At 47.6% G+C, this 11,972-nt stretch carries 10 protein-coding genes; 4 read left to right on the top strand and 6 right to left on the bottom strand.

The window, feature by feature from the left end:
* Positions 1-134 precede the first annotated feature (134 nt).
* The 3 genes from lepB to QUA97_RS16410 form a co-directional block, all read right to left on the bottom strand.
* The gene (gene lepB, locus QUA97_RS16420; RefSeq protein WP_194069566.1) at positions 135-728 is read right to left on the bottom strand and encodes a signal peptidase I; all 594 of its coding nucleotides are present in this window, start codon (positions 726-728) and stop codon (positions 135-137) included.
* A gap of 501 nt (positions 729-1,229) precedes the next feature.
* Complete coding sequence (locus tag QUA97_RS16415; RefSeq protein ID WP_194069564.1) at positions 1,230-3,707, bottom strand: ATP-dependent Clp protease ATP-binding subunit; 2,478 nt, start codon at positions 3,705-3,707, stop codon at positions 1,230-1,232.
* A gap of 597 nt (positions 3,708-4,304) precedes the next feature.
* Positions 4,305-4,874: a hypothetical protein gene (locus QUA97_RS16410; protein WP_194069562.1), complete on the bottom strand. Its 570-nt coding sequence runs from the start codon at positions 4,872-4,874 to the stop codon at positions 4,305-4,307.
* A gap of 183 nt (positions 4,875-5,057) precedes the next feature.
* Between QUA97_RS16410 and QUA97_RS16405 the strand changes: the two genes are divergently transcribed.
* Complete coding sequence (locus tag QUA97_RS16405; RefSeq protein WP_333195224.1) at positions 5,058-6,425, top strand: RNA-guided endonuclease InsQ/TnpB family protein; 1,368 nt, start codon at positions 5,058-5,060, stop codon at positions 6,423-6,425.
* 392 nt (positions 6,426-6,817) lie between these two features.
* On the opposite strand, the gene rimI is transcribed toward QUA97_RS16405, so the two are convergent.
* A complete protein-coding gene (gene rimI / locus QUA97_RS16400) occupies positions 6,818-7,429 on the bottom strand; it encodes a ribosomal protein S18-alanine N-acetyltransferase (RefSeq protein ID WP_194069558.1) in 612 nt (203 codons plus the stop codon).
* Between the two features lie 172 nt (positions 7,430-7,601).
* On the opposite strand from rimI, the gene lysA reads away from it, so the two are divergent.
* From lysA to QUA97_RS16385, 3 genes are all read left to right on the top strand, one after another.
* Positions 7,602-9,020: a diaminopimelate decarboxylase gene (lysA, locus tag QUA97_RS16395; protein WP_333195227.1), complete on the top strand. Its 1,419-nt coding sequence runs from the start codon at positions 7,602-7,604 to the stop codon at positions 9,018-9,020.
* Between the two features lie 183 nt (positions 9,021-9,203).
* On the top strand, positions 9,204-10,097 hold the full coding sequence (gene cdaA, locus QUA97_RS16390) for a diadenylate cyclase CdaA (protein WP_194011314.1): 894 nt from the start codon (positions 9,204-9,206) through the stop codon (positions 10,095-10,097).
* Between the two features lie 20 nt (positions 10,098-10,117).
* Positions 10,118-10,864, top strand: coding sequence for an isoprenyl transferase (locus QUA97_RS16385; RefSeq protein ID WP_194069556.1), 747 nt, complete (start codon positions 10,118-10,120; stop codon positions 10,862-10,864).
* A gap of 192 nt (positions 10,865-11,056) precedes the next feature.
* Here the strand turns inward: QUA97_RS16385 and QUA97_RS16380 are convergent, their stop codons facing one another.
* Together QUA97_RS16380 and QUA97_RS16375 are read right to left on the bottom strand one after the other, a co-directional pair.
* Entirely contained in the window at positions 11,057-11,329 is a 273-nt protein-coding gene (locus tag QUA97_RS16380; RefSeq protein WP_194069554.1) for a DUF3143 domain-containing protein, read from the bottom strand.
* Between the two features lie 64 nt (positions 11,330-11,393).
* Positions 11,394-11,831, bottom strand: a complete 438-nt coding sequence (locus QUA97_RS16375) for a J domain-containing protein (RefSeq protein WP_194069551.1) — start codon at positions 11,829-11,831, stop codon at positions 11,394-11,396.
* Between the last annotated feature and the right edge of the window lie 141 nt (positions 11,832-11,972).

The raw sequence follows: 11,972 nt of genomic DNA, 5'->3' as shown, positions 1-11,972 counted from the left end.
TAATGACCAATGACTAATGACCAATGACTAATGACCAATGACTAATGACCAATGACCAATGACCAATGACTAATGACTAATGACCAATGACCAATGACCAATGACTAATGACTGATGACTGATGACTGATGACTTCAAACTTGTCCGATACGTTCTAGCGGCCAAAACCGCACTACAGCGCGGCCGATGATATTCTGCTGAGGTAAAAATCCCCATCGGCTAGAGTCGTTGCTGTTGTTGCGGTTATCTCCCATCACAAAGTATTGATTTTCAGGGACGCGATAAGGCCCCCACTGGTATTTAGGAGGTTCGGCAATATATTTTTCGACGAGGGGTTTGTCGTTGAGATAAACTAAACCTTTTTTAACAGCGACGGTTTGACCAGGTAAACCAATTACCCGCTTGATAAATGCTTGGTCTTGGGTAAAGCCTTGTTCTTGCAACTTTTCCGGGGGGACAAATACTACGATGTCGCCAGTTTTTGGAGGTTCGAGGTAGTAGGAGATTTTTTCGACCACGACGCGATCGCCCACGTGGAGAGTTGGTATCATAGAATCTGAGGGGATGAAGCGCGGTTCCGCCACCAGCGCTCGAATCAATATTGCTAAACCCAAAGCAATAATTACGATTTGTAGATTTTCTCGCTGCGACTTCCAGGCTTTTTGCCACCAGGTTTCAGCCTGCACTTCTGCTACTTCTGTAGCTAAATTCTTTTTTTCCGATGTCATTGAGTCCTCGCTATATAATTGCCACAAATTATCTAATAAGTTGTAGAGATATTCAAATTGTATGTCAAGAAACAATCACCTCGAATATTTAATTTCAATTCTCTACAGCTTACCTTTGAAATATATCGCTGTTAATTATTAGACTGGAATTGCAACAAATGCAAACTATCTTACAATTACCTGCGTTTATTTGCGTTTGTCTGTGGTTTCCCTATTCATCAAATATTGACGTAATATCATGTCCGGTCGATTAGCATCACAAAAACGGATCGCGCCTGCGGACTTTATTCCGCAACAGAGCCGGACTAAAGTCCGCACTACGAACCAATTTTATCCTTGTCAATCGACCGTACCCGATATAATAAGTATCCTCTTGATATTAACTCATAAAAAAGGTAGAGAATTTTAATTCTCTACCTTTTTTTTACGTGAAGATTTCGAGTTATTTGCAACTGCGAGATTGGTTATTTCACAACTTTACTCGCGGCGTCCAACTCAATCTTACTCAGCGCCTTGGGGCAGCAATTCCCGCTTTTGACCTTGCAGCACCTTGACAATCCCGTCATCGCCCACATCCACAAGGGCGATGTCGCCGTCTTTGATGCGACCGGAAAGAATTTCCTCAGCCAAGCTGTCTTCCAACAACCGCATGATGGCGCGGCGCAGGGGTCGGGCTCCGTAGCTGGGGTTGTAGCCTTCTTCTATCAGCCGTTCTTTGAATTTCTCGGTCACTTCCATCGTGATTCCTTGTTCTGTCAAGCGGCCGAACACTTCTTTGAGCATGATGACGGCGATTTCCTTGACTTCTTCCCTGTTCAACTGACGGAAGACGATAATTTCGTCAAGTCTGTTGAGGAATTCTGGGCGGAAGTAGTTCTTGAGTTCTTCGTTAACCAAGGAGCGAATGCGGTTGTAATTAGCATCGGCTTGGTTGTCGCTGAACTCGAAACCGAGGCCGCCGCCACCTTTTTCAATCACCTTGGAACCGATGTTTGAAGTCATGATCAGCAGCGTGTTTTTGAAGTCCACGGTGCGACCTTTGGCATCGGTTAAGCGGCCGTCTTCCAATATTTGCAAGAGCATATTGAAGACATCGGGGTGGGCTTTTTCGATTTCGTCGAACAGCACGACGGTGTAAGGACGGCGGCGGACTGCTTCTGTGAGTTGGCCGCCTTCGTTGTAGCCGACGTACCCGGGCGGAGAACCGATGAGTTTGGAGACGGTGTGGCGTTCCATGTATTCGGACATATCCAGCCGGATCATGGCTTCTTCGGAACCGAAGAAATAGGAAGCAAGGGCTTTGGTGAGTTCGGTTTTGCCGACGCCTGTGGGCCCGGAGAAGATGAAACTGGCGATCGGGCGATTGGGATTTTTCAATCCGACGCGAGCGCGACGAATGGCGCGGGAAACGGCTTTTACTGCTTCTTCTTGGCCGATCAAACGCTGGTGCAGGGTGTCTTCCATGTGCAGCAGCTTTTCGGATTCGGATTCGGTTAGTTTGTTGACCGGGACGCCCGTCCAGCTTGCGACGATTTGAGCGATATCTTCTTCGGTAACTACTGGCGATGGGTCGGTGTCGCCACGGGCCGCCGAGTCGGTTTTTTTGGCTTGGGAAATAGCGCGGATTTCGGCTTTGATCGTCATTTCGCGATCGCGCAATTCGCCAGCTTTGTCAAAGTCTTGAGAACGCACCGCTTCGTCTTTATCTTTCAGGACTTGGCGGAGTTCCTTGTCAAGTTCTTTAGCTGCGGGGGGAAGTTGAGAATTGATCAGGCGGACTCTGGAACCTGCTTCGTCTACCAAGTCAATTGCTTTGTCTGGGAGGAAGCGGTCGGAGATGTACCGGTGAGAGAGTTTGGCTGCAGCTTCTAGGGCGGTGTCCAAGATTTTCAGCTTGTGGTGCTGTTCGTAGCGTTCCCGCAGGCCGAAGAGAATCTCGATCGTCTCGTCAACAGTAGGTTCGCCGACCATCACCGGTTGGAAGCGCCGCTCTAGGGCTGCATCGCGCTCAATGTGCTTGCGGTACTCGTCAAGGGTTGTAGCGCCGATACACTGGAGTTCGCCTCTAGCCAAAGCTGGCTTGAGAATGTTCGCTGCGTCGATCGCCCCTTCCGCCGCACCTGCACCGATCAAAGTGTGCACTTCGTCAATCACCAAAATCACGTTACCCGCTGTGCGGATTTCATCCATGATTTTTTTGAGACGTTCCTCAAATTCACCCCGGTATTTGGTACCGGCGACCAGCAGGCCGATGTCGAGAGTGACAACTCGCTTTTCTTCGAGGATGTCTGGGATATCGTTGTTAGCGATGCGCTGGGCCAGACCTTCGGCGATCGCAGTTTTACCGACTCCGGGTTCGCCGATGAGCACCGGGTTATTTTTGGTACGGCGACCGAGGATTTGAATTACCCGTTCGATTTCTTTTTGCCGACCGACTACCGGGTCAAGCTTACCATCGACAGCCATTTGAGTCAGGTTGGAGCCAAATTCGTCGAGGGTTGGCGTTTTGGTGCGAGCGCCCCCGCCAGTGGCTGCGACTTCTGCGGTTTCTCCCAGCATCCGAATCACTTGGGTGCGGACTTTCGACAAGTCTACTCCCAGATTTTCCAGGACTCTGGCCGCGACTCCTTCACCTTCGCGAATCAAGCCTAGCAGCAGGTGTTCGGTGCCGATGTAGTTGTGTCCGAGTTGGCGGGCTTCTTCGAGGGACAGTTCTAGAACCCGCTTGGCGCGAGGGGTGAACGGAATTTCGACTGCTACGAAGCCCGAACCGCGCCCGATGATTTTTTCGACCTCAATCCGAGCATCTTTGAGGTTAACCCCCATTGATTTGAGGACTTTGGCTGCAACTCCGGTTCCTTCTCCGATCAGACCCAGAAGGATCTGTTCTGTCCCTACGAAGTTGTGACCCAGGCGGCGAGCTTCTTCCTGGGCCAACATGATTACTTTTATTGCTTTTTCTGTGAAGCGTTCAAACATAATTTATTCCCACCTGCTATGTGCCCGTTTTGAGGTCACGCTCGCACAACGAGCGTTTTTGTTCGAGTGTTAACTCGTAATGCCAATTCTAGCGCGACACTCCCACCGCTGGGCCGCACTCGGCTGCGGTTGCAGATTCTAGGCTCATGTTGCAGGGTGGCTTTCAACTGGGAAGACCCAAATGGTGGCTGACCTACAACCTCCCCTAGACTGCAAGAAGATTGCTCTTCTCGGCCTGTGCCCAACCTACGACTGCGTATTGATGGATTCTAGCACAATGTTTTTTGCTCTTACGCGCGATCGTAAATTCATACATCTGGAAGTGTGTAGAGGTTGCTTCACAAAACTTATCTGTTACGGGCGCGATCGAGCTTTTCACTGTTAATCGATTGCGCGAATCGCAGGGGAGGTCAAAAACCTGGTTTTTGGAGAAAATCTTGGTTATAGCCGTCAAATGAATTGAAAAACCCGGTTTCTTTGGTCAGGAGTGCGTCGGGTGTAATTGTCATGCGCTTGGCTGAGCTCTCAAGTAGTATTCCTCAATTTTGAGGTTTTAAAATTCACAGCGATCTCTACAAAACCGAATAAAAGTCAAGCCTAAAAGATTGTCGGGAAGTGTAATTCCGAAGCCCAGAGACTCCACAAGTGAGCTGCACCCAAGCCCAAAAAGGCTAACAATGAGGCCAATGGGGAGGCGTTCTCCGGTACGGCAGTAGGAGGAGATTCGTTAATTTCTAAGGTCACTAGCCCCTCACCTCCAATAGTTCCATTTCGCAAGACGAACTTAAATATCCCAGGATCTACAAAAATAAATCCGTTATTTCCACCCCAAACTCCGCCATCATTTCCCGGAGCAACTTGCATACCAAATTGAGTGGGAATTCCGTTCTCAAACAACAAAATAGGATTATCTGGGAAGTTTAAATCATCACTGGCCGTATAGGTGACAGGAGTTAAACCTGTAGCAAAGTCCAGAAATCTAAAGTTCAGAGATAGCAGTCCTGGTCGAACTTGATAGTCACCATCATTCATGACCAGGAACTCTGTGCCGACTTTGGTCAGATGTGTATCGTCGTAGGAAAAGTCACCTGTGTAGACACCGGCGAATTTGGGATCGGTGACATTGACCACGTTGACTTTGATTGTGCCTGCGATCGTAGCTGCCATAACGGTTGAGCCTCCTAATGTGGATATTAAATATGTCCCCAGGATAGCGGTCAGTCCATATTTTATCAGAGAATTGGGTTGAAAACCCCGTCCTTATAGGACGGCTTTGTAAGTAAAAGTATAAATTTAAATCATCTCTATTAAGATTAATAAAATATAAAAAACTAAAAACCCACAAGTATTTTGCTATATACTAATAACAACTCAAAAAATGAGGAGTCAGACTTGTTGACAAACTATGTATACAAGTTGCGCCCAAATCCAACACAAGAATTAAAAATGTCCAATTGGGTAAATATGTTGCGAAGCCATTACAATTGGTGTCTCAACGACAGAATTACTCAGTACAGTCAGCAGTTTATTCAAGGTAACTATTGCGATATTAGAATGCAAAGTGAAGCTTGTCCCTTGACCAGTTGTGTTAGTAAAAATGGTGCAACTGGCGAACCCTGGAAAATGAGTAAAACCGATAAAGATGGGAAAGTTAAAAACCCTCGGCGCAATCCAGGCGACATTCAAATCACCGCATTGCCCGAGTTAAAAGCAGCTAGACCCTGGTTCGGCGGAATAGACTCAACTGTTCTACAGCAAAACGTCAAACGGCTAGACATTGCCTATAAAAATTTCTTCGACGGGCGTGGCTTTCCTAAGTTTAAGAACCGTAGCAACTTCACTTCCTTTACTTTCGTGATGGGAGTGAAAACCCAAGGTAGTAAGATTTACTTACCCAAATTAGGTTGGATGCGTTTCCACAACTCGCGCCTAATTCCCAATGGCTTTACTATTAAAGCTTGCGCCGTAAGAAAGCGACAAAATGGTTGGTATGTTTCGGTTCGCATTGAGGACAAATCTGTTCCCGATTACATGACGAAACCTCTCAAAGATGTCGTCAAAGTAATTGGCTGCGACATGGGGATTACGAAATTAGTCTATCTATCAGATGGAACTCAAATCGAAAATCCCAAATTTTCAACTACTAAAAAAGCTAAGCGCACTCTGAGGATTAGGCAGAGACGGGTTAGTCGAAAAGCAAAAGGTAGCAAAAACCGCAAAAAAGCTGCTAAAAGACTAGGACTTTTCCACCAGAAGATTAGCGATAAACGCCAAGCTTACCAATGGAAAGTTGCTAATAAAATAGTCTCTCGTGACGTTGACGCGATTGCTTTGGAGGACTTAAACATCTCCGGTATGATGCGTCGATGTCGAGTAAAAGTTGATGAGAAAACAAGTAGATTTCTTAAGAATGGACAGTCAAGGAAAACAGGTCTAAACCGCTCTATCTCCGATGCTAGCTGGGGCGAATTAATTCTGAAGATCGAGTATCTCGCTGCAAAGCAAGGAAAGGTTGTAATCAAAGTTAATCCCAAATACTCCAGCCAAGAATGCCGGAATTGCGGTCATAAAGACAAGTCTAATCGAGATGGCGAAAAGTTCATTTGTACCGAATGCGGGTATCACGAACACGCTGATATTGGTGCTGCAAAAACTATTCGCGATCGGGCTTTGAATTTGGTACGCGGGGACTCCGCGAAACCTGGCATTAGTGCCTAAACGCCCAAAAGATATCCTCACGCTCGATTGAGCAAACGTGGGGAGTTTGGGAACCCTAGAAATAGGGATATTGAAGTAGAAATTCTTCAAGAATCCTCGTGCCTTCAGGCCGAGTGAGTGTCAAGTTCATTGGATATTCCTGATTTGACAGGCTTTAGCCACAGCAGTTTGTTTTCGTTTGTAGCAGCAATTAACAAAAACAACATTTTGAGATACAGATTAAAGCTTTTTTGCGGTATTATAAACCCGTGAATTGACTAGAGTTTATGAGGCTAAATTAGAATATTTCCTGAAAATATTAGTTAAAAGAAACCGGGTTTTTATCGAATTTACGGGCAGCAATCAAGTATTATCGTAAAAAAACTGGTTTCTGGGGCTCTAACACTCAAAATTCAAAAATATCGATCGCCCAATGTGAAGTTTTCTCTCTGCAACCGATCGCAAATTTGCACTCTTTCAACCGCTAAATATTCCTGAAACTCCGGTTTCTCCAAACCGCTGCGCCACATCACCAGAGCATCTTCTCCGGTATCTTCGTAGTATCGCTTGCGCCGTCCAGCCTCTTTAAAACCAAACTTTTTGTACAGGGAAACTGCCGCCAAATTCGAGTCCCGCACTTCTAAAGTTGCCCGCTCTAATTGTCTGTCACACGCGGATTTTAGCAGCGCCCAAAGCAGAGCTTGCCCGAAACCCCGACCTTGAAACTCAGGATGAATTGCCAGCATGATAATGTGAGCTTCTTCTAAAATTGCCCACAAACAACCGATACCGATGAGAGTTGGGGGAATCTGTAGGGGCGGTGGATGGTGCGTGCCCGCCCGGTTTTGACTTGATTCAGAGTCCTCAATTACCCATGTCCACAAACCCAATAAATCGCTGTTAGGACTGTCTAATTCGCGCCTGTAGCCTTCGAGCGTCCAAAGTCCGTCAAAACAAAGGCGATCGAGCTCGACTGCACTGTTGAGGTGTTCTGGGGCGAGATGTTTAATTTCTAGAAAACGCACAGCCGATTTTAAATTTTAGATTTTAGATTTGATCGTTACTCACTGCAAGGATGCGGAGTTCGATCGAGTCTCCGTCAGTCAGCCTGCTTGCGGAATGAATCTGGGGGCAACTGACCCAATTGCTTGCCGTCAATTGTACACTGGGAAAGACCGTAAGGATAGTTATTGCGCGATGGTATCAACTCAATCTTTCGGGGTGGAATCGGGACTTAAGTATCTGTCTGAGTCTCAAGAGGCTCTCTCAAGTCGATCGCCCAATCAAGAACTTTTACCGCTGACAGCCAGTGTTAACAGCCGAGACAGGCTGGAAATCGGAGGCTGCGAGGTGACAGCGTTGGTGGAGCAATTTGGCTCGCCACTCTACATTTTAGACGAAGAAACGCTGCGGGCGGCTTGCACGCAGTACCGGGATGCTTTTGCACGTTACTATCCGGGCGAAACTCAAGTGCTCTATGCTTCTAAGGCTTGGAGTTGTTTGGCGGTTTGCGCGATCGCAGCTTCCGAAGGTTTAGGAATAGATGTAGTATCTGCAGGGGAAATTTACACTGCACTACAAGCTGGCGTTAGCCATGACAAAATCTATTTCCACGGTAACAACAAGTCCCGCGAGGAACTACAGCTAGCTGTCGAAAGCGGCTGCATTACCGTAGCCGACAATTGGCAGGATTTAGAAACTCTTTCTGAGTTGGGAAAATTGGGTGTCACCAGTAAAACAGGCGGGCCGACACGAGTTATGGTGCGGTTTACTCCTGGAATTGAGTGTCACACCCACGAGTACATTCAGACTGGTCAAATCGACAGTAAATTTGGCTTCGATCCCAATTCGCTCGATCGAGTATTTAAGTTCATCAGCGAACAGCCGTCCTTATATTGTGTGGGAGTGCACGCTCACATCGGCTCTCAGATTTTTGAACTGCAACCCCACGACGACTTAGCCGAGGTCATAATTCAGGCCTTGACAAAAGCACAAAGTTATGATTTGCCTGCGACAGAAATTAATATTGGCGGTGGGTTGGGCATTCGCTATACTGAAACGGACGATCCTCCTAGCATTGACGATTGGGCTCGGACAATTTGCACCGCAGTGGTAGCAGCTTGCGAGCGGCACCAATTGCCATTACCGAAATTGCTTTGCGAACCTGGTCGATCGCTCGTCGGTACAGCCTGCGTCACCGCTTACACCGTAGGTTCTCAAAAAGTTATTCCGGGAATGCGGACGTATTTAGCTGTGGATGGGGGAATGTCGGACAATCCGCGTCCTATTACCTATCAATCAGTGTATCGAATCCTCGCAGCCGGCAAAATGCGCGCTCCCTTAACGGAAACAGTGACAATTGCGGGGAAACACTGCGAGTCAGGCGATGTTCTGATTAAAGATGCTAAATTGCCCGAGTGTCACGCCGGAGATATTCTCGCCGTTACGGCGACAGGAGCATACAATTACAGTATGTCTTCTAACTACAACCGAGTACCCCGACCGGCAGCAGTTTTAGTGAAAAATGGGGAAGTTAACACGATTTTACAGCGGGAAACTTACCAGGATTTGCTGAGGCTCGATCGCCTTCCGGCACGACTCGGAACTCAAAAGTAAGAAGTAAAAAATAAAAAGTAAAAAGTAAAAAGTAAGATAATTCATTTTGATTTCTTAATGATTGTCTTTTAACTTTTTACTTTTGGCTTGTTTAGTCACGCGATTGGAATAACAACTGTTCATGGTTCACGGGTTCGAGTGCATCACGGTTCGCGGTTCACAGGCGGTAGCGTTCGATGAACCATGAACAATCAACAATCTGGCTATAACTTTGGCCTCGTTGAGTCCCTATTGGTTCAGGCGATCGATATTGGACTGGTATTTACGCTTGCGTATTTGGTGCTCGTCATTGTCGGGGAGCGCCGGACGCTGTGGATGGTACGGGGATTTATTATTTTGATGCTGGCGACGGCACTGAGCAACTGGGCTGGATTGAGACTGTTGCACGTTGCGCTCAACAGCTTGGTGACAGGTTCTGCTGTGGCAATGGCGGTAATATTGCAGTCGGAGTTTCGCCGATTTCTGGAACAATTAGGGCGGGGGGAAATTGTACAATTGTTTGGACGCGATCGCCGACCAACTCCCGCACCGGACAGCGTAATAGATGAAATTGTGGACGCAGTAAAAGAACTTTCGCAAAACCGCACGGGCGCTTTATTAATTGTAGAAACAGATTCTCCGATCGACGATCGGGATTTTTCAGTGCCGGGAGTCAAGCTAAATGCTGAAGTCTCTAAAGAATTGTTACAGACAATCTTTCAGCCGCAAACTTTGCTGCACGATGGTGCGGTGTTGATTCGAGCTTCGCGGATTGTGTCGGCGGGGGTAATTTTGCCTTTGTCCGATCGCAGCGCGTCGCGACAGTTGGGAACCCGCCACCGGGCGGCGATGGGGATTACCGAACGGGTGCAAGCTTGCGTGTGCGTGGTGGTGTCTGAGGAAACGGGTTCGATTTCTCTAGCGCAGATGGGAATGTTAAATCGACCTTTGACTAGCAGCAAACTTAAGGAATTGCTGGAAGCAAAGCTGTTTCCGTCGGAGGGAGAAAGAGTTGTGGCTCCAATTCCGATCGGCAATTTCGGACGGCAGATAGGATTGAAGGGAGTGACACTGTTAAAGCGGATACTGCGCCGTTAGTCGGGTAATCGGGAGAAACCATGAGTCAAGGAATTTGCTTGGAAAAGCTGCCGGAGGATCTACAACAAGAACTACTGCCTAAGCACATAGCAGTGATTATGGATGGCAACGGGCGCTGGGCTAAGAATAAGGGGTTGCCGCGGATTGCGGGACACCGCCGGGGGGCTAGCGCCCTGAAGGAATTGTTGCGCTGCTGCAAAGATTGGGGGATTCCAGCTTTAACGGCCTATGCTTTTTCGACGGAGAATTGGGGGCGGCCGGCTGGAGAGGTGGATTTTTTGATGAGTTTGTTTGAAGGCAAGCTGCGACAAGAATTGCGGGAGATGGTGGACGAGGACGTACAAATTCAATTTATGGGGAATTTGGAGGCTTTGCCGAGGTCTTTGCAGGCAGAAATCGAGCGTTCTGTAGCCGCAACGGAGCACAATCGGGGGATTTTGTTTCGGGTGGCGACGAATTATGGCGGCCGCCAGGAGATTGTACAGGCTTGTCGGGCGATCGCCACTCAAGTACAAGAAGGCAAGTTGCAGCCGGAGGAGATTGATGAGGTTTTATTTAAACGCTATTTGTATACTGCTGATGTTTGCGATCCGGATTTGCTGATTCGGACTAGCGGGGAAATGCGGTTGAGCAATTTCTTGCTGTGGCAAATGGCCTATGCGGAAATTTACATTACTGAGACGCTGTGGCCGGATTTTGATCGATCGGAGTTTCACCGCGCTTTGTCTGATTATCAAAAACGCAGCCGCCGATTTGGCAAAGTCTAAGGATTTGGGATTTGAGATTTGAGATTTTTTGGTTGATTTGTCAGTTTCTAATTAGATGTAGATTCTCGTTTGATTCCCAATCTAAAATCTCATAGCAATTTTACCGATGTCTCGATCGACAGAACGATCCGATTTTAGATCGTCGATTGGATTACAAATCTAAAAATCTCAAATCGCCAATCTAAAATCAAATTAGGGGCCCGAGAAAACGGCATCTTCAATGTCGTGACGCGAGAGAGAGTATTTGAAGGCTCGTTGAATGTCTTTACCGTCGGCCCCTGCGTCAATGTAGCGGACGGTGATTTGGTCGATATCGAGGAAAAGTTCTGCTTTCCAGGTAGGTCGATCGATCTGCCAGCAGTGTAGTTCTTGCCGGTCTTGCTCGCAGCCGCGGCTTTTTAGCCACTGCTCGATTTCTGGCAGCGGATGGTTGTACAAAGGAGTATCAGCGGAAGGAAGAGTCATGGGATTTTAGATTTTAGATTGGGAGATTTTGGATTGGGAGATTTTGGATTGGGGATTTGAACGTTTAATTGCCGCGAATTAAGCCGATCGCGATCGCCAGTACCAAACATCCGATTAAAGTAGTTCCCATGATAAACAGGGCGAATATTTCTCCTGGGGAAAGAGGGCGATCCGTGGGGTCTAGATAAGCCGAGTTAGAAGTTTTTTCACGCGATCGAGAAACCGGAGTGTTAAAACCAGGGGGCTGCTGAATCACGTTCATCCGAGAATAGCCTATTTTGAGGTCGTAGGCGAGGCGGCGTTCTGGGTTGCTGAGGGTGGCGTAGGCGTTGTTAAGCTGCTGAAATTTGGCGGTGGCGACTGTGGGCGGCAAGTTGGTGGTATCAGGATGGTAGAGTTTGCTCAGTTCCCGGTACGATCGCCGAATTTCGATCGGCGATGCGGAAGGATGCAAGCCTAACAAGCCGTAGTAACTAGAACCCAAGGGGGCTTTTCTTGGCATTTTCTGACTTTGGTTTTGTGCAGTTGCCTCGTTAGGAGTCACCGAAGCGCCTCTGGGCTTGTTGATAATTTTTGATTATTTTAGACCAAATTTGAGGGTAGCGCCACTGTCTGCGATGTCGAGGGCTTGAAGGTGGGCGAT

This window comes from Microcoleus sp. CZ3-B2, assembly GCF_036705055.1.
In the GTDB taxonomy this organism is placed as follows: domain Bacteria; phylum Cyanobacteriota; class Cyanobacteriia; order Cyanobacteriales; family Microcoleaceae; genus Microcoleus.
The sequence above is the reverse complement of the archived record's forward strand: the minus strand, read 5'-3'. Positions and strand labels throughout refer to the sequence as shown.